19 protein-coding genes and 1 pseudogene are annotated in these 20,970 nt (G+C 55.4%); 19 read left to right on the top strand and 1 reads right to left on the bottom strand.

Features of this window, described 5'->3' with window-relative positions:
• From K0B87_05670 to K0B87_05580, 19 genes and pseudogenes are all read left to right on the top strand, one after another.
• Positions 1-739 (top strand): hypothetical protein (locus K0B87_05670; protein MBW6514227.1); only part of this gene is annotated, 739 nt, incomplete at its 5' end.
• A gap of 11 nt (positions 740-750) precedes the next feature.
• Entirely contained in the window at positions 751-1,509 is a 759-nt protein-coding gene (locus tag K0B87_05665; GenBank protein MBW6514226.1) for a hypothetical protein, read from the top strand.
• Between the two features lie 278 nt (positions 1,510-1,787).
• On the top strand, positions 1,788-2,363 hold the full coding sequence (locus tag K0B87_05660; GenBank protein ID MBW6514225.1) for an SLBB domain-containing protein: 576 nt from the start codon (positions 1,788-1,790) through the stop codon (positions 2,361-2,363).
• 80 nt (positions 2,364-2,443) lie between these two features.
• A complete protein-coding gene (locus K0B87_05655) occupies positions 2,444-4,660 on the top strand; it encodes a polysaccharide biosynthesis tyrosine autokinase (protein ID MBW6514224.1) in 2,217 nt (738 codons plus the stop codon).
• Positions 4,620-5,465, top strand: coding sequence for a 4-(cytidine 5'-diphospho)-2-C-methyl-D-erythritol kinase (gene ispE / locus K0B87_05650; protein ID MBW6514223.1), 846 nt, complete (start codon positions 4,620-4,622; stop codon positions 5,463-5,465). Before K0B87_05655 ends, ispE begins: the two co-directional genes overlap by 41 nt.
• Positions 5,449-6,393, top strand: coding sequence for a ribose-phosphate pyrophosphokinase (locus tag K0B87_05645; protein MBW6514222.1), 945 nt, complete (start codon positions 5,449-5,451; stop codon positions 6,391-6,393). The genes ispE and K0B87_05645 overlap by 17 nt, the downstream gene beginning before the upstream one ends.
• Positions 6,394-6,414: 21 nt before the next feature.
• Complete coding sequence (locus K0B87_05640; protein MBW6514221.1) at positions 6,415-7,044, top strand: 50S ribosomal protein L25; 630 nt, start codon at positions 6,415-6,417, stop codon at positions 7,042-7,044.
• Positions 7,041-7,649, top strand: a complete 609-nt coding sequence (gene pth / locus K0B87_05635; GenBank protein ID MBW6514220.1) for an aminoacyl-tRNA hydrolase — start codon at positions 7,041-7,043, stop codon at positions 7,647-7,649. Before K0B87_05640 ends, pth begins: the two co-directional genes overlap by 4 nt.
• Positions 7,633-7,923: a 30S ribosomal protein S6 gene (gene rpsF / locus K0B87_05630; protein ID MBW6514219.1), complete on the top strand. Its 291-nt coding sequence runs from the start codon at positions 7,633-7,635 to the stop codon at positions 7,921-7,923. Before pth ends, rpsF begins: the two co-directional genes overlap by 17 nt.
• 8 nt (positions 7,924-7,931) lie before the next feature.
• A complete protein-coding gene (locus K0B87_05625; protein ID MBW6514218.1) occupies positions 7,932-8,375 on the top strand; it encodes a single-stranded DNA-binding protein in 444 nt (147 codons plus the stop codon).
• A 15-nt stretch (positions 8,376-8,390) separates the two neighbouring features.
• Positions 8,391-8,636 carry a 30S ribosomal protein S18 gene (gene rpsR, locus K0B87_05620; protein ID MBW6514217.1) on the top strand — a complete coding sequence of 82 codons (246 nt, stop codon included), beginning with the start codon at positions 8,391-8,393 and terminating at the stop codon, positions 8,634-8,636.
• Positions 8,637-9,470: a hypothetical protein gene (locus K0B87_05615; GenBank protein ID MBW6514216.1), complete on the top strand. Its 834-nt coding sequence runs from the start codon at positions 8,637-8,639 to the stop codon at positions 9,468-9,470. It begins immediately after the preceding gene.
• Positions 9,467-10,054, top strand: coding sequence for a 50S ribosomal protein L9 (rplI, locus tag K0B87_05610; protein MBW6514215.1), 588 nt, complete (start codon positions 9,467-9,469; stop codon positions 10,052-10,054). The genes K0B87_05615 and rplI overlap by 4 nt, the downstream gene beginning before the upstream one ends.
• Before the next feature lie 15 nt (positions 10,055-10,069).
• The gene (locus tag K0B87_05605; protein ID MBW6514214.1) at positions 10,070-10,819 is read left to right on the top strand and encodes a hypothetical protein; all 750 of its coding nucleotides are present in this window, start codon (positions 10,070-10,072) and stop codon (positions 10,817-10,819) included.
• 51 nt (positions 10,820-10,870) lie between these two features.
• The gene (locus K0B87_05600) at positions 10,871-11,158 is read left to right on the top strand and encodes a DUF721 domain-containing protein (GenBank protein ID MBW6514213.1); all 288 of its coding nucleotides are present in this window, start codon (positions 10,871-10,873) and stop codon (positions 11,156-11,158) included.
• Between the two features lie 3 nt (positions 11,159-11,161).
• Positions 11,162-11,809, top strand: a complete 648-nt coding sequence (gene rpe / locus K0B87_05595) for a ribulose-phosphate 3-epimerase (protein ID MBW6514212.1) — start codon at positions 11,162-11,164, stop codon at positions 11,807-11,809.
• Positions 11,810-11,996: 187 nt separating this feature from the next.
• The gene (gene ffh, locus K0B87_05590; protein MBW6514211.1) at positions 11,997-13,328 is read left to right on the top strand and encodes a signal recognition particle protein; all 1,332 of its coding nucleotides are present in this window, start codon (positions 11,997-11,999) and stop codon (positions 13,326-13,328) included.
• 15 nt (positions 13,329-13,343) lie between these two features.
• Positions 13,344-15,292, top strand: a pseudogene (locus K0B87_05585) (agmatine deiminase).
• Between the two features lie 18 nt (positions 15,293-15,310).
• A complete protein-coding gene (locus tag K0B87_05580; protein ID MBW6514210.1) occupies positions 15,311-18,619 on the top strand; it encodes an agmatine deiminase family protein in 3,309 nt (1,102 codons plus the stop codon).
• A gap of 245 nt (positions 18,620-18,864) precedes the next feature.
• On the opposite strand, the gene K0B87_05575 is transcribed toward K0B87_05580, so the two are convergent.
• Positions 18,865-20,595 carry a phosphoenolpyruvate carboxykinase (ATP) gene (locus K0B87_05575; protein ID MBW6514209.1) on the bottom strand — a complete coding sequence of 577 codons (1,731 nt, stop codon included), beginning with the start codon at positions 20,593-20,595 and terminating at the stop codon, positions 18,865-18,867.
• Between the last annotated feature and the right edge of the window lie 375 nt (positions 20,596-20,970).

The following is a 20,970-nucleotide window of genomic DNA, read 5'->3' as shown; positions in this document are numbered from 1 at the left end:
CCCCAACGGCGTGACCATCGGCCTGAACTTGACCCGGCTGACGATCTCGGACATTCCGCTGTTCGACGAATCCTACCTGATCGGCACCAATGTCGACCAACGCATCAACAACAGCGATTATCAACTGACCGGGGATCCCGACGGCAAATTCAAGAGCGTTGACGACCTCTACAAATTTGCCTTTGCCAAGCACATCCACTACGACCTGAATATGGGCTGGATGTATTTTGAAGTTCCGCTGGACTTCTATTTCGGAGCCGGAGTAAAGTTCATCCGGCGCAATCTGATGGACAATCAGGGATCGGGGACCGGGGTGGATTTTGGCTTCAAGATGAACACCGACCTGGCGGTCATTTTTGACTGGGATGTCCTCGGCAGCCTGGATTTTGGCCTCAATTTCCAGGACTTGGCTGGGACGGACATCAGTTGGGACACCTATTCAGAGCATAAGGACGAGGTCCTCTTCAACACCAAGCTGGGGGTCGCCGTCACACAACCGATTCCCTTTCTGGATTCCAAATTGACCTTTGCCTATGATTATGACTACGTTTATGAGGGCTGCAACCACTACGGGCTGCAATTCAGCTACAAAGACCTGGCCAGCCTCAGGGCGGGATACTATTTTGACAATTTCACCTGCGGGGCCACGGTCAACGTCTATGGCGTGGGGATCGATTACGCCATGCTGACCAATCCTGTCGGGATAACCAACAGAGTGGGTTTGAGAGTCTATTTTTAACTGGAGACAACATGAAAACAACAACCTTGCTTGTTCTCGGGATCCTGTTGCTGCTATGCCTGGCGGCCTGCGCCGGATCTGAAAACGACAACCTGGACAAGATTCCCCCCATCCCGCCGGTCATGGTGCCTCATCTTGGCGATACAGGGGACGACCCGGCCGTGTGGAATAATCTGACCCTCATTTTGAATGAGGAAAACAACGGGATCGACGCGGTGCCAGACGGAGATTGGATCAGAGTCCAATGGGACCCTTTCAAGGATTCCGACCTCAGCCATGTCAAGATCTGGCGCTTCAGCGATTTTCAGCCGGAGCCGGTAATGGTCGATTCGATCTCCGCCTCGGCCAAGTATTACCTGGATGTGGACAGCGATCTCACCGAAAGGGTCTGGTATCACTATTTCATCGACCTGGTCGACCTGGCCGGAAACTCCTCCCGGTCGGACACCAGCAGCTACGCTCTGCTCAGCAAAAGCATGCTGGTCTACCCCCAAAACAATGCCACCATACCTCATACCAACGCGGAATTTAAATGGGATAGCACAGGAATCGCCTCCAAATACCGGCTGATGATCTTTGACGAGAACAACAACCACCTCTACCACGAGGACCTCTATGCGGCCATGGACTCCCTTTACATCAAGCTTCCGGTTAATCTTGGCATCACGAACAGTTCGGTCCTCTGGCGCGTGGACTCTTTCGACTGGGACCAGGAAAAGCTGATGTACATGGGATCCGAATCCCATCAAAGAGTCGTACACATCCAGTAAGTGGAAGCAAGCAAAGAAATTCAACCCAGATCAGGGCTCAGGTCCGAGCGAAAAACAACAGGATCGGTGAAAAAAAATCAAGCGGCCTGGGTATTGCCAGGAATAAATCCGGGATTATGGTAATTGCTTTCATGACAATCATTAATGATGCTCAATGCCACACAGGAAGATAACCGCATGAATCAAGCAAGCATATTATTTGGCAAGACGATAAAGATTTATCTTGACGTAAATCGATTATCCATAAGCATAACCAAAACAGGATAAATGAGGCTAAGGTGAAGAAGATACTGCTCTCACTCATCGTCATATGCATGGCGCTGCCAGTGCTGGCCCAGTCGCAAACTTCAGTCACGACTTCGAGCAGCATATCGGCCTATTCATATGAAGGCAACCGCAGTGGTGTTGAAAAGCTGAAAATGAACGTCTACGTGTTGGGACGCGTGAATAAACCAGGGCTCTACCTGGTCCCGGACGATACTGATTTCATCACCTTGCTGGCATTGGCCGGTGGGCCGGACGAAGACGCCAAGCTCTCCAAGATCAGGATCATCAGGCCCGCCAATAACAACATCGATGTCGAATCCGAAGCCCAGATCATCTGGATCAATCTCACAAAATACATGGAAACGGCTGACAACAAATTCCTTGCCACCAGCACTCAGGTCACCCGGGAAATTGACCCGGACACCGGCCAGGAAAAAGAAAGCATGGTTTACGACCTGCGCTTGCAGCCCGGAGACACCATAATCGTTTCGGGAACGATCTTCTACGCCTTCAGCAGAGTCGCGGATTTCCTATCCAAGGCCGCGATCGCCCTGAGCGTTTACAATCTGGTTACCAACATCAAATAGGTTGGTGGGATATGAATCATAATAATTCGCAGCAGCCCCAGAATGAAGAGATAAAGCTGTCAGATTATATACGCATCCTTATGCAGTACCGGTATCTGATCGTGCTGATCTTTATCCTGGCACTGGCCATCACGATCGTCTACACTTACCGGCAGCCCCGCATCTATTCAGCCGCGAACAGGATAATCCTGGAGAATCAGACCACCGGTGCGGATATCTTCATGCTGACCACCCAGGGCAGCGGCAAAAACTACATCAACAACCAGATCGAGCAGATCAGAACCCAATCCATACTCAACGCTGCCTGGGAGATCATGAAAAAGAACCCCGATTGGGAATCGTATCCGATCAGCACCTCAAGTTATCCTGCCGGAAGCTTGGGCCGGGTGAAAATCGAATCCAAACGGGATACCGACATTCTTCTGCTCTCCTTTGAATCCACCCACCGGGGCGAAGCGATGGCAGCGGTCAATGCTATCGCGGACGCTGTGCAGCAACAGAACACACAGATCGCGCGCCTGGAATTCACCACCATCCGCGAGTTTCTGGGTGAGCAGCTTGACCTGATCTCACGCCGCCTGCAGATTTCCGAAGACGACCTGAGGTCGTTCAAGAACGAAAACAAGCTGATCGAGCTGAGCGCCATGACCAGCAAGTGGATCGAACAATCCGCCGAGATCGAGTCCGAATATGAATCCGCCCTCACGGACCTTGCAGTCAAGGCCAGGACTGTCGAGGTCCTGCGCCGGCAACTGGCGGACCAGGATTCCCTGATCGGTAGGGTGGATAACGTTTTGCAGGCACCCTACATTGAGGAATTACGCAAACAGGTCATCAACACCCAGGCCATGATAGCACGGCTGCGGACCAATGAGAACTATCAGGAAGACCATCCGCAGATGAAGCTCCTCCAGGAGGAAGTTGCCAAGACCAAGGCTGCCTTGGACACCGAGATCCGGAAGTTCATCGCCATCTCCCTGCATCAAGACCCGATAGCGGCCAGGAACGACCTTCTGACCAAGATCGTCCAGGCGAACGTGGAACTGGAAATAGCCAGGGCTTATGTCAACGGGCTGGAACAGACCAAGATCCTCTATGACGACCGCATCATCACCCTTCCGGACAAGGAGTTGGAATTCGCCCGCCTGATGCGCAGCATGAGCTTGGATGAGAAGATCTACGGCATCATGATGGAGAAATACGAGGACGCCCGCATCGCTGAGCAGGCCAAGATCGGCACCATCCGCATCCTGGACTACTCAAGGATGCCGGGGGCCCCGATCAAACCAAGGGTCTCCATGAACATGCTGGTGGGCATCATCCTTGGCCTCGGCCTGGGAATTGGCGCGGCCTTCCTGGTCCATTCGCTGGACACCAAACTGCGCACTCTCGAGGATATGGAGAATTTCGTCCGTCTGCCGATCGTGGGCACCATCCCCCTGATCCAGGAATCGGAATCCCGCATCACCGAATTTAACAACATGATCGAGCAGGCTGAAGGCGAAAACAAAGAGCAGCTTAGCAAATCGCTGCATTATGTGATGATGCAGCTGGTCTCCCATTACGCTCCCAAATCCCCGATCGCGGAGTCCTACCGCACCCTGCGCACGAACATCCTGGCCAAAAAACCGGCCGGCAGCGCCACCCTGCTGATCACCTCCTCCGGTCCCAAAGAAGGCAAATCGACCACCGTGGTCAACCTTGCTGTCACCCTCTCCCAGATGAACACCAAAGTGATCCTGGTGGACATGGACATGCGCCGGCCCATGGTACACAATAAATTTGGAGTGGAGAAGGAAAACGGGCTCAGCGACTACCTGATCGATCCGGACGTCAGCCTGGAGCAGGTAACCAAGGCCTCGGGAATCCCCAATCTGGATGTGATCACCAGTGGTTTTGTACCGCCCAATCCCTCTGAGCTGATCTCCTCTTCAAGAACGGACAGGCTGATCGAAGAACTGCGCTCCAAGTATGATTACATCCTCTTCGACACGCCTCCAATCATCGCCGTGACCGATGCCCTGATCCTCACCAAAAAGGTCGACCTCACTTTCATAGTGGTCCGCTGCGGCTTCACCGAAAAGGGCATCATCAAGCGCACCAAAGAGCTGATGGAAAACATCGACGCCACCATCGACGGCATCATCGTTAACGGGATCTACGTGCAGAAATACTACAACAAGCAGAACTACTACTACTATTACTACTACTATTACTACTACTACGGGGATGAGATGCCCAAAAAGCAAAAAAAGCATGCTGATCGCCTCCTACGCAAAAGTAAATCTGTTTCTTGAGGTCCTGGCCAGGCTGCCGGACAACTATCACCAGATTGAGACACTGCTTTGCAGTGTCTCTGTTTGTGATACGCTCAAATTTGCTTTGACAAAAAGGCAGGATGTAAAATTGTGGTCAAACTTACCTGAAATGGCTGTCGAAAGCAACCTGGTTTACAGGGTTGCGGCATATCTTATGGATAGATACAAGCCTGAAGCTGGAATCGACATTTATCTGGAAAAGCGGATCCCTCTGGCAGCCGGTTTGGGAGGTGGCAGCAGTAATGCCGCGAACACCATCAGGGCCCTGAACTCCCTGTGGAAGCTGGAGCTTAGCCTGGCCGAGATGGAAGCGACGGCCGCCCTGTTTGGTAGCGACATTGGTTTCTTTCTGCATGGCGGGACCGCCTGGGCAACGAACCGGGGCGAACTGGTCGAGCCCTGCGCGGACCTGGATGTTGGGAACATCCTTTTGGTTAATCCCAATATCGCCATTTCGAGCGCTTCCGCCTACGCCATGGTGCAAGTCCCGGCGCAAGGCGCAAAGCGTTACTGGAAGCCGGACGCATGGCGGGAAAGCTGCTTCAACCGCTTGGAAGCCAGCGTTCGCAAAGAGTACAGGGAAGTGGACGAGGTCATTGCCCGCCTCCTGGAATCTGGAGCAATGCCAGCCCAGATGAGCGGCAGCGGCTCCACATGCCTGGGAGTTTTTCAGGACGCGGGCAGGATGCGTGCCTGCCAGAGTTATTTTGACCGTATCGGTTATTGGACAAAGATAGTGAGAACTATATCAAGGAAAGAGTATCAAAGTGTATTCAAAGCTTAAATTGATCACTGGAAAGGCCAACCGCAGTCTGGCCGAGGAAGTGGCACGCTTTGCAGGAGTGCCTCTCGCTGATATAGATCTGTTCAAATTTGCCAATGATGAATCCTTTGTCAAGATCAACGACAACGTCCGCGGTGCCGATGTGTTCATCATCCAGCCGACGAGCAGGCCCGTCAATGACAATTTGGTCGACCTCCTGATCATGATCGACGCCCTCAAGCGCGCCTCAGCCCAAAGGATAAACTGCGTCATCCCCTATTACGCTTATGCCCGTTCCGACAAAAAGGACCAGCCCCGGGTGCCCATAACCGCCAAGCTGGTTGCCGATCTGCTCACCGTGGCTGGCGCCAACCGGATCATCACCGTGGATCTCCATGCAGAACAGATCCAGGGGTTTTTCAACATCCCGGTCGACCATCTGTACACGATCCCGCTTTTTGCCCGCTATTTCAAAAGCATGGAGATCGAGGACATCGTGGTCGTGTCTCCCGATTCGGGTGGGGCCAACCGCGCCAGAGCCATGGCGAAGCGCCTGGATTGCGGACTTGCCATTGGGGATAAAAGGCGCAGCGGCAATGACGACAATGCCGAACTGCTGAATATCATCGGCGACGTGGCCGGCAAATCCGCCATCCTCTTTGATGACATCATCGATACCGGCGGTAGCTTGATCAATGTGGCCAAAGTCCTGCAGGAACAGAAGGTCAAACGGATCTACGCGGCCTGCACCCACGGCGTCCTATCCGGTTCTGCGGTCCAGAACATCCAGTCTTCGCCCATTGAAAAACTTTTCATCACCAATTCCATCGCCCTCTCCGACGAGGCGGCAAAATGCCCCAAGATCGTTCAACTTTCGATAGCTGAAATGCTGGCCATAGCAATAAAAAAAATACACATAGAAGAATCTCTCAGTATTCTGTTCAAATAGGATTTGAGATTGGAGGAATAAATGATATTCACCCTTGAAGCAAAGAAAAGGACCACCACCAAGAAAAGTGAACTCAACGCCCTGAGAGCGCAGGGACTGATACCCGCCGTACTTTATGGCAAGGAAGTGGACACTGCGTCCATCGCCATCAACCAGGGCGAATTTCAGCAATGCTACAAGAAGAGCTTCAATGAGCTTGCTTTTTACGAGATCGTTCTGGATGGCAAAAAGTATCACACCATCCTCAAGGATAAACTCATCCATCCGGTCACCCGCAACATTCTGCACATCGACTTCATGGTCGTTCAGGCCAAGGCCCAGATGGAATTTGAGATACCCATCCAGTTTGTGGGCGAAGCCATTGGCACCCGGGAAGGCGGATTCGCCGACATCATTCAGAGGACCGTCAAGATCACCTGCCTGGCCAAAGATGTGCCGGATGAGATCAAACTGGACACCTCGGAATTGGGTGTGGGCGATTCGCTCCACGTGTCTGACCTGGCCCAGGGAAAATGGCAGTACAAGGATAATCCGGATGTGACCCTGGTGGTGATCCACCCGAAGAAAGTCGAAGCACCTGCTGCTGAAGAAGAAGCAGCCGCTGAGGCCGCTGAGGCCGAAGCGGAAACAAAACAGCCTGCCCAGGAATGAAATTGATCGTGGGATTGGGAAACATCGGCAGCGAATATGAATTCTCGCGCCACAATGCCGGTTTCCTCTGTCTCACCCATTGGTCCCAAAAGCACCGGGTCAGCTTCAAGCACACCCGTCTGTTCGATTATGCCCGGTTCAAGGATGCCTGCCTGATCAGGCCAAACACCTACATGAACCGTTCCGGACTGGCCTTGGCAGCCGCCCTAGACCGCTGGAAGGCCAGCGAGGCCTTGATCGTGCATGACGACATCGAGCTGCCCCTGGCCCAAATCCGTTTGCGCAATGGCGGCGGCGATGGCGGCCATAACGGGGTTAGGTCCCTGTTGGAAAAGCTGCCTGCCGAAAGCCTGAAGCGCATCCGCGTCGGTATTGGCAGGGATGAGGGCGACCCCCGGGATTTCGTTCTGGACAGCTTTTCGGACGAAGATCTGGCGCTGCTCAATCCCGCCCTGGAGCAAGCCGTAAACTACATAGATACTTACATAACGGGCGATTTCAACTCCGTGTTGAACGCCTACAGCATATGGAAAAAATCCTGTTCCGGGGATAAGCTTCCCGGAAACAATAGTCCAAAGGAGAAAGACAATGATCAGGAATTATGAACTGATGGTGATCATCTCCCCCGAACTCAGCGAAGAAGAGGCCGGCGCGCTCAATGAGAGCATCCTGGCCCTAGTCAAAGAGCAAAGCGGAGAGATCATCAAGACCGATCCCTGGGGCCGCCGCATGCTGGCCTACCCCATCAACAAACGTCAGGAAGCATACTACTTCGTGAATTACTTCAAGATGGAAACCGCTGGCGTCAAAGCTATCAAAAGCCAGCTCAACATCAACGAAAAAGTGCTCCGGCACATGTTTATCGCCAAAGACGAATAGGAGGAATCATGGCAGATCTGAAGTTACCCAGACTCAACAAAGTGTTCATCGCCGGCCGCATCACCCAGGACCTTGAACTCAAGTACACCCCCAAAGGCACACCCGTGGTCAATTTTAGGGTCGCCATGGACAAGCGTTTCAAGGATGAAGCGGACCAGTGGCAATCAGTTCCGATCTTTGTCGATGTGGTAGCCTGGAATTTCAACGCGGAAAATATTTGCAAGCAGGCTCACAAAGGCACAGCCGTTATGGTGGAAGGCAGGATCGAAACACGATCGTATGTAGATTCGAACAATGTGAACCGCAAGGTTTTTGAAGTAATCGCTGATTTTGTCCAGACCCTGGAATGGAAACCCAGAGCCGAAGGCGAAGGGGTCGACGAAGACGTGCCTCTGCCCGAGGAAGCCCAGCAACCCACCGCGCAAACCACAACCGACGACGTCCCGTTTTAGGACCTGGAGCAGAAAATGAATTTGACAGACAGAACTGATAGAAAGAAAAGATTCACCCGCAAGAAATACTGCCGCTTTTGCGCCAACAAAGAGATCGTGATTGATTACAAGAACCTGGATACGATGCGCCAATACATCTCAGATGTGGGCAAGATCGATCCCGCCCGCATGACCGGGACCTGCGCCAAGCACCAAAGAAGGCTGACCAACGAGATCAAACGCGCTCGCCAGATGGCGCTGCTTCCCTACGTAGTGGAGTAAGTGTCCCTGATAGCCTTGCTTTTGGGCGCGATTGCCGCCTTCAACCCCTTTGTGGGCTTGATCCTGATGCTGGTCTACAGCCGGTTTTTGCTGCGCAACCTGCAACGGCCTCCCCTGAACAGGATTCTGCTGTTCTTTGTGTTTCCCATCCTGTTCGCGCTGCTGCTGCAACAGCCGGGTACGAACGTCCTGGCCTTGGACGCGGTCATCGGAGTCGGCCTGGCCGTCCTGGTGTTTCTCAGGACCCTGGGCAGGCAGGAAGACCCGACCGCGGCTTTGGTCCACTCGGCCCTGTTGATCATCATCTATGGGATGGCGCGGCATTTCCTCTTTGGCGCGTATCTCATCCAGGCAAACGAGCAGGCTGTAAGCGAAATGGGCAGATTGTTCCCCCGTTTCGTGGAAAGCCCGGATCTGCAACGATCGCTGGACATCATGCGTTATCTGCTTCCCGCGGGCTGGACGGTACCCCAACTGGCCGCCCTGTTTTTGGGCTTTGTCTTCTTCCTGCATTTGGGCGGAAGCAGATTCGCCTGGCGCGCCTTCAGCGTTCCCAAATACTACAACCTCTTGATCCTGGCGGTCTTGCCGCTGTATTTCTTTCCCGGTTTGCGCATGGTCTTTGTCAATACGCTGATCTCGCTGTGCGTCTTACCCCTGATCCAGGGGATCGGCGTGGTCCTGCATCATGTCTCACGCTGGTCCTCAAACGCATTGGTACTGGTCCTCGTGACGGTACTGATCATCTTCAACCTGATCCTGGTCGCGCTGCTGGGCTTTGCCGACATCTGGCTCGATCTCAGGAAATTAAACGTTAAAGGAATCTACACATGAAAGTGATCCTCTTGAATAATCTGGAAAAAGTGGGCAAAAAGGGTGAAGTTGTTTCCGTCAAACGCGGTTTTGCCAGAAACTACCTCATCCCCCGCAACCTGGCGCTCTACGCCACCCCCCAGAACATGAAACAACTCAGTTCCATCCAGTCCAAAGCCGCCGAGGAAGAGGAAAAGGTCCTGGCGGAGCTGAAAAAGCTTGACGCCCAGATCAGAAGCCTCAATTTGGTTTTTTTGCGCAAGGTGGATGAGAATGAGAACATGTTCGGCTCCGTTTCCGAAGCCGACATCAGCCAAAAGCTTGCCGAACAAGGCCTGGATATTCACAAATCCCTGGTCCTGATGGAAAAGCATGTCAAGGCCCTCGGCGAAAGCCTGGTCCAGATCCGTCTGCACAAGGACATCGTTTCGGAGCTGAAGATCACGGTGGAAAAGGAAAACAAAGAGCTTCCCCCGCTGGATGAGACTCCGGAGCCGGTGGAAACACCTGAGCCCGAGGAAACACCCAAAGAGGTGGAAGCTGAGGAAGCCGCTGAGCCCGAAGCCGAGGTCAGCCCGGAAGATCTGGCTGACGACGAAATTTAGATACGGGAGAAACCCATGAAGAATACCTTGTTTTACGTCACCAGGATCCTGGCGACAGTGATCGTGATCGCCGCCCTTTCCTTCATCGGGATCGGCAACCCCAAGGTTGTGCCTTTCTTTGCGCTGTTCTTCATAGCCGTGTTCGCGCTGGTCTACTTTCTGAACAAGAAGGCCCGGGAACGGGACCGCGAAGCCAAGTCCGGAACGTTTGCCAGCTCAATCCTGCAGATCCTGGGGCTGGTCGTGTTCGTCGGCGTGTTCTCCGCGCTGGGCCTGCTGCACGGCGTAATCGGCTATATCGTCTGGTTCCTGGTGGTCAGCATCATCGTCGCCGCCGTCTACCTCATGGTCAGAAACAGGCAGCGCCAATTTGATGTTGTCCCCACCAGCGGCAAAGGCAAAAAGGCATTCGTGGCCATCCTGGCCGTTTTGGCGGTTATCCTGCCCCTGCTGATCCTGATCTTTGGCGGCATGGCACCTATTACCGAAGGAAAGGGAGGCCTGGCCGTCGCTCTGGCGATAATCGGGACCCTGCTTTTCATCGGCCTGGTCGGTTATGCCCTGATCCTGATCAACAAAAAGGGCGACGTTTCCTCAAACCGCCTCCTGGGCTATCTGCTCATTATTATCGCGGCCCTGCTGCCCGGGATCTTGGTCCTCTTCGTCAGCAAGGAGAGCCAGACCGTCGCCGTTGCCTACATCGCTGCGCTGGTGGCCCTGGTCGCCTCATATCTGGCCCTCAATGCCAGGTATCAGCTCAGCTGAGCGGTTTGCCTATTGCTTTGACCCCGCCTTTTCCGGCCTGGTAAAGCTGATATGGCCCTAACTCCCGCGTCCCGGATCCAAAACCAGGTGTTGTCCAGGCTCGCCGGAGACAAGTTTCAGCCGTTCATCAAACTTTACCAGGCCTGGAAGGATGTGGTGGGCGATCTCCTCGCCGCCCGGTCCCATCCTTTCCGCTTTCAGCATGCGATCCTCTATGTGGCCGTCCAGAACAACGCCTGGCTGCAGGAGCTGGTGCTGAAAAAGGCCCAGATCCTCAAAAAATGCCGGACCAAAGTCCCCGAGGAGATCCGGGACATCATCTTCATGATACGGAGCTGAGACATGAAAAAAATCCTGATCGCCCCCTCCATCCTCTCCAGCGACTTTGGCAGGCTGGAACAGGAGCTCGCCGCCCTGAGCGCTGCCAACCTCCTTCATCTGGACATCATGGACGGGCATTACGTTCCCAACCTCACTTTTGGCGATCCGCTCATCCGCAAGGTCCGCCAGCTCAGCTCACTTCCCCTGGACGCCCATCTGATGGTCACCAATCCAGCCTCCTACGTCGACCGCCTGGCAGAGATCGGAGTCAACTGGATCAGCTTCCACCAGGAATGCGAGTATCACAGCCACCGTCTTGTGCAAAGGATCAAAGAACACGGAATCAAGGCGGGGATCGCGCTAAATCCGGCGGTCCCGGTCTCCAGCCTGGAATGCATCCTTCCGGACCTCGATTACGTGCTCCTGATGAGCGTCAACCCCGGCTTCTCCGGGCAAAAGTTCATCCCCTCCGTGCTGGATAAAGTGGCTGCCCTGCGCGAACTGATCGACAGTCAGAACCTCTCCGCCCTGATCGAGGTCGATGGCGGCGTCAATGCCGAGTTAGCCCCACGCTTGATCGCTGCCGGGGCCGATATCCTGGTTTCCGCCTCCTATGTCTTCAGCAGCCCCGACTACACGGAAGCGATCCAAATTCTCCGGGGCAATTGACATCTTTATACCCTTTTACGTGATTCACCCGCCACTTGCCCGCCTCCCGCTGACTAACCGCCAGACGGGCGGGTACTCGGCGGGTGGCAACCGGGCAATGAACGAGCCAGACAAAAGGGCGGAATCACCCCAGCAGCGCCCGGTAACATCCCCTATTATTCCAACTCATTGAAACAAAGCAGGATATATGTTTAGCAGCCTCTCGGAAAAACTGGACAAGGTCTTCCGCAACATCCGCGGCAAAGGCTATCTCACGGAACAGAACGTCAAGGACGCCCTGCGCGAGATCAGGATGGCCCTGTTGGAAGCGGACGTCAACTTCAAGATCGTCAAAAACTTCATTGTTGAGGTGGAAAAGCGCGCCCTCGGAGCGGAGGTGATGAAATCCCTCACCCCCGGCCAACAGGTCGTCAAGATCGTCTATGAGCAACTGGCCGCCCTCATGGACACGGAAGGTTTTGAGCTGAAAGCCTTTAACAACAAGCTGACCAAGGTCATGCTGGTGGGCTTGCAGGGTTCGGGAAAGACCACCGCCTGCGCCAAACTGGCCCTCCATTACCGCAAAAAGAACCTGAAGACGATGCTGGTGGCCTGCGACGTCTACCGTCCCGCCGCCATCGACCAGCTCAAGATCCTGGGCAAACAGATCGGCATCCCCGTGGTTGCCGAAGATAGCAAAGACGTGATCCAAATAGCTGAAACCGCGCTGCGCCTGGCCCAGAAAGAGCTGACCAACCTGCTCATCTTCGACACCGCCGGACGCCTGCATATCGATGAGGTGATGATGGACGAGGTTGTGCGCCTCAAATCCCATATAAAGCCTGATTACATCTTCTTTGTGGCCGATTCCATGACCGGCCAGGAAGCAGTTTCCGTGGCCAAAGAATTTTACGCCAAGCTGGCCTTCGACGCCGTCATCCTCACCAAGCTCGATGGCGACGCCCGCGGCGGTGCGGCACTCTCGATCAAAGCCGTGACGGAAAGGCCGGTTGCCTTCGTGGGCATCGGGGAAAAGCTGAGCGACCTCGAGGTTTTTTATCCGGAGCGCATGGCTTCGCGCATTTTGGGCATGGGCGACGTTCTCAGCCTGATCGAAAAGGCCGAGGAGGCCATCGACGAGAAAGAGAACGAAAAGCTGGCAAAAAAGATGCTCAAGAACCAGTTTACCCTGAACGATTTTCTCAAACAATTGCAGAGCATCAAAAAAATGGGCTCTTTGGAATCGATCATGCGTATGATACCAGGGCTGGGACATAAACTCCCGACGGACCTGAAGATCGACGAAAACGCGCTCAAGCACGTGGAGGCGATCATCCAGTCCATGACGGACCGGGAACGCGAACGGCCGGACATCCTCAACGGCAGCCGGCGCCTGCGCATTGCCAGGGGCTGCGGCAGGTCGGTGACGGAAGTGAACCGGCTCCTGCGCCAATTTGAAGACATGAAGAAGATGATGAAGAAATTCTCCACCCCGCAGGGGATGAAGGATCTCGAAAACCTGATGAGTAAAAACCGATAAGATAGAGGTAATCAGATGAAACGATTTTTAACGCTGGCAATTTTACTGTTCTTGACCGCGCTGGCCCTGAGCGCGGAAACCGTCTCCCTGGGCGACGGAAACAATTCCATCACCCTGCTTTCCTCCTCCGCGGCGGAAAGCGTCGTCCAATACCGGATTAACAAATTTGACCAAACCCCTGTACAGATCGAGGGAAACCAGTGGTTCCAGATCCGCCTGCCCAAGGAAGGGATCCTGCAGGAAAAAGGATTTCCGGAACTCCCGGTCTTCAACCGCAGCATCATCATCGACGGCTCGGCCCGGATGAATCTTGAGGTCTATGATGTGCAGTATCAGGACCTTGAGGTCCCAGTGGCCCCCTCGCGGGGCGTGATCACCCGCGACATCGATCCCGCCACGGTTCCCTACACCTTTGACAAGGTCTATCAGAGCGACAGCTTCTATCCGCATAACCTGGCAGAACTCTCCGAACCCTACATTCTCCGGGATTTCCGGGGCGTCACGATCAAAACCACACCCTTTGCCTATAACCCCCAAACCAAGGTCCTGCGGGTTTTCACCAGCTACAAGATCCGCGTCTTTGCCGACGGCCTGGATACCATCAACACCCTGACCGGCACGCGGAACGGCATCTCCAGGGACTTTCTCACCATCTACGAGAACCATTTCATCAATGGAACAGCTACCGCTATACCCCGGTTAGCGACATTTTCGGCAAAATGCTGGTGATCTGCCATACCAATTACATGAGCGCCATCCTTCCTTACGTGAACTGGAAAAAACAGAAAGGGATCGAGACCGAACTGATCCAATGGTCCACGATCGGAACGACCGCCGCGCAGCTCCAAACCTATATCCAGAACCGCTACAATGCCGACAGCTCCATCGCCTACATCCAGATCGTGGGTGACGCGCCGCAAATCCCGTCCCTGAGTTCGGGAGGCGGAGGCAGCGACCCCAGTTTCTCTTTGGTAGCGGGTTCTGACAACTATCCCGACATCTTCATCGGCCGTTTTTCAGCCGAAACCGCGGCCCAGGTCGAAGCCCAGATCAACAAGGCCATCGCCTATGAACGGGACATGAACACTTCGGCGACCTGGCTGTCCCGCGCCATGGGAATTGCCTCTGCGGAAGGCGGTGGCTCGCTCGGCGACATGGGCGAATCCGACATCCAGCACATGAACCTGATCAGAGGCGACCTGCTGGGCTATGGCTATACCACTGTCGACCAGATCTACGATCCGGGCGCCTCGGCCGCCACGGTCACCACCAACATCAACGCCGGACGGGGATTCGTGAATTACGTGGGCCATGGTTCCAACACCAGTTGGGGCACCACGGGATTCAGCAACACCAACGCCTCCGCGCTCACCAATGGATACATGGCACCCGTGATCCACGACGTGGCCTGTGTGAACGGCAATTTCGTCTCCATCACCTGTTTTGCCGAAGCCTGGCTGCGCAACGCCAATGGCGGTGCGGTGGCCATGTATGCCTCTTCCATCAACCAGTCCTGGAATTCGCCCATGCGCGCCCAGGACGAGACCACGGACCTGCTGATCGCGGAAGCCAAGACCACCGCCGGTGGCCTCTTCTACAACGGCTCCTGCAAGATGATGGATGTCTATGGCAATACCACCGGCTCCGACGGGGTCAACATGTTCAAGACCTGGCACATCTTCGGCGACGCCAGCCTGCAGATGCGTTCCAAAACCCCGCTCGTTATGGCGGTCACCCATCCCGCCCAGATCATCATCGGCTCCACAACTGTAAATGTATCCACCGGAGTGCCCAACGCGCTGGTTGCCCTTACATACAACAACAGCATCTATGCCCGCGGCTATACGGATGCCAGCGGCAACGTGGTTTTAAGCCTCGTCAACCCTCCCCAGGCAGCCCTGGATTACGTTCTGACCGCCACCGCATTGAACCGGGTCACCTATGTCGGATCAGTCCAGCAGGTCCCCGGAACCGGTCCCTACATGGCCGTGAGCGCCGTCAATTATGCCGACGGCAACAACAACAGCCCGGAATACAACGAATACGGCAGCTTCAACGTCACTTTCCAGAACATCGGGGCCGAACCCGCCACCAACGTCACCGCCACCTTAAGCAGCGCCACGGCCGGGATCACGATCACCGATGCCAGTGAGACGATCGCGTCCCTGGCAGCCGGAGCATCCACCACGGTCAACAACGCCTTCGCCATCAGCATTGCCGACGGGATCGCCGATGGCACCAGCGCCGCCTTCACCATTACCATGGCAAGCGGAACGGAGTCCTGGACCCACACTTTCAACCTCACCCTCAACGCGCCGCAGCTTTCCTTTGGCTCGATGACGATCTCCGATCCTGCGCCGGGCAACAACAACGGGACACTGGATCCCGGTGAGACGGTGACGGTAAGCGTTAGCCTGCACAACAACGGCGCGGCCGCGTCCCCATCAGGAACTGCGGTTCTTTCCAGCCCGACCCCTGGTATTACCATCAATAGCGGAAGCGCCTCATTTTCCGCCATCAGCGCTGCGGGATCGGCCCTTCTGGCTTTCTCGCTCACAGCCTCGGAAAGCATTGGCAACGGCACCCTGGCTCAACTTGGCTTCAATGCCAGCGCGGGTGCCTACACGGCCAACGCCACCGAATATCTTGAAGTGGGCGCACCCACCGAGATCATCATCGGGAGCGGAACCTCAAACCAGAGCTATCCTCTGGACCGCTATTACAACTATTCCGCGCATGAGGCGATCTACCTCGCATCAGAGATCGGCACAGGCGGATTGATCCAATCGATGGCATATTACAAGGCCAGCGGGACCGACCTAAATACCATCACCCCTGTAACTGTCTACATGAAGAACACCACAGCCACCAGCCTGTCCACCGGAACATACTCAACTGCAGGCTACACACAGGTTTACAGCGGAACCTGGCCCAACAACTCCACCTCCGGCTGGATGGAAATTGATCTGGACACGCAGTTCATGCATGATGGCAGTTCCAGCCTGGCTGTTTTGATCGTCAAAGGCTATCAGGCCTGGATCTCCGCCTACCCCAGATGGAACTACAGCACAAGCCCCACCACCCGTGCCCGTCAGGCCAGAGACGATTATTCCCAGCCAAGCTCCCTCACTGCCAGCAATAATCTCCCCAATCTGCGGCTGAAACTTTTTCCCGGCACCATAAACAACCCCGCCATCGTTGTCAGCCCCATCTCTCTTGCCTACGGCACCGTAAATGTGGGATCCAGCAGCGTCCAGCAATTCACGGTTCAGAACACTGGCACCGAGACCCTCACTGGAACGGTCACCACACCTGCTGGATTTAGCGTTGCCCTGGGAAGCCGCTATGTAGAAGGATCCTTCTCCCTGTCCGATCAGGATGACCGAAACACTCTCAGCATCAATGTTGCTGCCGGGGCCAGCCAGAGCTTTGATCTCACCTTTGCCCCCACCGCGGCAACCAGCTACAGCGGCAACGTGGTGCTTTCCACCAACGCGGCCAACAGCCCCACCGTCAACGTCGCCGTCAGCGGCATGGGCCTCCAGATGCCCAACGATCCGCGTTTCGTGGCCGAATGGGAGCCGGCCAAGGGAGCCCTGGTCCGCTATCCATTCGGCCTGCCCTACTCGCTGCTGGCCGATATGTCCAACAACGGCCTCCTCTACGTTTTGGTTACCTCATCCAGCCAAAGCACCTGCAACAGCAGCCTCACCAGCAACGGCGTGAACATGGCCAACGTGCGCTACATCAACACCTCCACGGATTCCTATTGGACGCGTGATTACGGACCCTGGACCATCTTCGAGGCAGATAATTCCATGAAGATCGTGGACTTCACCTACAACCGCCCCCGGCCCAATGACGACGCCTCAACCGCCGCCGTGGCCAGTTATCTGGGCTATCCCAAGTACGACATGCCCATTAACCATACCGGCGGAAACATCATGACCGACGGCAACGGCAAGGCGATGAGCACCGAACTCGTTCTGGAAGAAAATGCTACCCTCACCCAAAGCCAGATCGAACAGATGTTCCAGAACTATCTTGGCATCACGGAATATCAGCTCTATGAGGACCCGAACAACACCTACATCGACCACATCGATTGCTGGGCCAAGCTGCTGGACGTGGATAAGGTCCTGATCCGCAGCGTTCCCAGCAGCCACGCCCAATACGGAGCCATCGAGGCTGTCGTGGACGTTTGGGAATCCAAAACCTCCAGCTACGGCACGCCCTATCGGATCTACCGTGTCTATACCCCCAACAACGAGCCCTACTCCAATTCCTACATCATGAACAAGCGCGTCTACGTCCCGCAGATGGGAACAGCCAACGACTCCGCGGCCCTCGCAGCCTATCAGGATGCCTTGCCGGGTTACAACGTTCTGGGCTATTCCTATTCCAGTTTCGAATCCACGGACGCCATCCATTGCCGCGTGAACACCATCTTCGACGATCAGATGGTCCATCTCTGGCATCTTCCCCTCTCCACCGCGATGGCGAACAGCACTGTGCCCATCGAGGTCCAGATCACCCACGCCAATCCGCTCGATCCGGCCCAAACCTACGTTGCTTACAGGCATGGTGGCGGCGGGAACTGGCTTTATGCGCCTCTCACCTTCGTTTCGGGCAACACCTGGACCGCCAGCGTTCCGACCCCGGCCTTTGGCCAGACCCTTTATTACTACATCCTGGCGACCGACACCACGGCCAGAAACGCCACCCAGCCTCTCTGCGCGGCTCTGGATCCCTTCACTCTCCTGATCGACCAACAGGGTGAGAACACACCGCCGACAATCGCTCTGCCGGATAGTTTCAGTTTCGCTATGAACGGCAGCCTGGTGGTCGATTTCAGCCCCTATGTCGATGACGCGGATGGCGACCCGCTGACCCTTGCCTATACCGGAAACACCAATGTGCAGGTCTCCATCACCGGGCTTTCGGTCACCTTCAATGCCACAGCGGATTGGTTCGGGACCGAGCTCCTGACCTTCACAGTCAGTGATGGAACGGACAGCGCCGAGGATAGCGTCAGCATCGTGGTAAACCTCGATTACCTTGCAGTGCCAGAGATCACGATCACCGAGTTGGATCCCGCCACCCTGAGGATACAGTGGAACGCCATCCCCAACAGCCTTTCCTACGAAGTTTGGGCCTGCGACGAACCCTACGGAACCTACCTGTTCCTGGGCAGGACCGCCAGCCTCTTCTGGGATGACATTGTAACTGACCAGGCTAAGCGTTTCTACAAAGTGATCGCCACCGACGTGCCGATGGCCAAAAACCAATAACCTAACAACCCATAATGATACAAAGCCCGGTCCCGCCGGGCTTTTTTTAGGCTCTATTTCAAACCAAGTGGGTGATTGGCGCGTCAAATCCGGATTGAACAAGCAGCGGGTTGCCGATCTTGAGAATCGGCAAAGGCAGCACGGCTGCCTTCAGAAGCGGTCAGAAGACCGCTGTGGCAAATCGGAATTTGCCACCCCTTCTTGCCCCTGATGAAAACCTGACCCACTCAGTTTGAAAGTGAGCCTTAGATTTTCAGGTTCAGCGCGTCCACGACGGCTTTCTGCAGTTCGGGTTTTTCAGTCAGGTCGCTGCCCATCAGGTAATCCCGGCGCTGCTGGAAGCGGTCCTTGAGCAGGGCCTCGTATTTCTCCTTGTTGCCGCGCTTGGCCGGATCGTACCTGTCATAGTAGCCGGGCAGGATCTTATCCACGCTCTCGCGGGTGGGGATCATGGCCCCAGGCAGAGCCGGCCAGGCTTCCCATTCCAACTGGTCGAGCAGGATGGCGGTTTGCAGGGTGAGCGAGGTCTTGAGCGGTATGGCTTCCAGGGCATCGTCCGATTCCTTCCAGTAGCCGCGGGAATTGAAGCAGTAGAAATCCGCGCCGTTGTCGGCCACGTGGAGGAAGGCCTCCACGTCGCGGTAGAGCTCGTAAACCCGGAAGGGGTTGGCAAAGGGCTCGAACACGAGTTTGTTCAGCTCTTCCTCGGTCACGTTCTCCGCGCGGTTGCGTTGGGTCATGAGGGCAGCGCCCATCGCGATGGCGAGGTTCTTGTCCGCCAGCCGGAGAATGGGGGGCAGCACGGAATCCTTCATCAGCCAAACCAGGGCCTTGGGGAAAGCGCAGCGGTTCACATAGTTGCCCAGGAGGGCGCGGTCGAGCAGGGCGCGTCCGTTCTGATTGCGGGCGTCCTGGCCGATGGGAACGCGTTTGCCGCCCACTTCCGCGATCATGTGGTTCATCACGGCCAGGGTGTATTTCCAGTCCGGATGGTCGGGCGGGCGGCTGTCGGTCTTGTCGAAGAGGGTGGGTTCCCAAACTCGGCAAAGCTTGTTATCCAGGTCGATCTGGAAGGCGTCGTCGTGCAGCACCACTTTGCCAACTCCCTCCGGCATGGTGCCCGCGTTATCGTGACTGTTGGTGTGCGAGGATTTTCCGGTGCCGGAAAGGCCGTAGAAAGCGATGGAGCGCTTGCCCAGCTTGTGGTATTGTGCCTCTTTGCAGGTGCCGAAATCCAGTTCCTTGATCCCGCCGTGGCAGGCCGCCATGCCGATGCGGATCCCGGAGGTCCAGGCCATGGTGAGGGTGCCTTTCTTGCGTTCGCCGAAATAGCGCATGCCCAGGTTCACGATCACGTTGTGCTTTTCGTCCACCAGGGCCAGCTGCGGCGCGCCCACGTTGTTGTAAAACGGATCGTCGCAGGTCCATTCGTTGAAGGCGATCAGGATAACATCCTGGATCGGCAGCTTGGGGCTTTGCTCATACTGCTCCTTCAGCTGTTCGTAGGGCGCGAAATTCAGCAGCCAGTTGTAGACGTTGGCCACATCGGTTTCCGTGGTGATGAAGGTGGCCTTGATCATCAGGTCCGGGTCCAGGCCCAGGATCGCTTCGGCCTTGATCAATGGATAGTGCTGCATCTGCCAGACCGCTTCGCGGAAATCGCCTTCAAGTTTGTTTTTTTTGGGAGCATCAAGCCGGTGGTAAAAGCGCCGGGCCTTGGCCGTCCGGCCGATGATATTGCCGTGGCAGTCGTCCAGCACCTTCGCGTCCACGGGCAGGTTGTGGAGTTTGATGAATTCCGGATACACCGGCAGGTCGGTCACCGTGACGCCTGGCTGTTTTTTTGCCAGTTCATAGGCTTCGCGGATATCGATCTTGCGCACGTTGTGGGTGTTCATGAGCGTCTCGGCGATGGCGCGGATCGGAGACATTTCTTTAAAGCTGCCGTAATATTCGGCGCTGCTTTTGCTGGCCATGGTTCCTCCCTGTAAGGCTATATTTTATGAGTTTGTATCTAATCTTCTTTTCTTGCTTCTGCTCCAGGCAATCCTATGAAAGAACTGGATCCCGGCCCGCGCCGGGATGACAAAGTAACCTATCTGCCATTCGGACAAGGCCTTGCCAGAGGCTTTTCCTTCATCCGCGTGATCTGTTTTATATCCGCGTTGAGCTGCGGGAAATCCTCTTTGCGTTTGCCTCAGATCACATTCAGTTCCTTGCCGATCTGGCGGAACTTGTCCAGGGCAAAGTCAAGCTGCTCCCGCGTGTGCGTTGCCATGAAGGAACAGCGGATCAGACAGGAATTGGGCGGAACGGCCGGCGGGACCCCGGGATTGACGAAAACCCCCTCT

This window comes from Candidatus Syntrophosphaera sp. (assembly GCA_019429425.1).
Classification (GTDB): domain Bacteria; phylum Cloacimonadota; class Cloacimonadia; order Cloacimonadales; family Cloacimonadaceae; genus Syntrophosphaera.
This window is presented reverse-complemented; position numbering and strand designations above follow the sequence as displayed.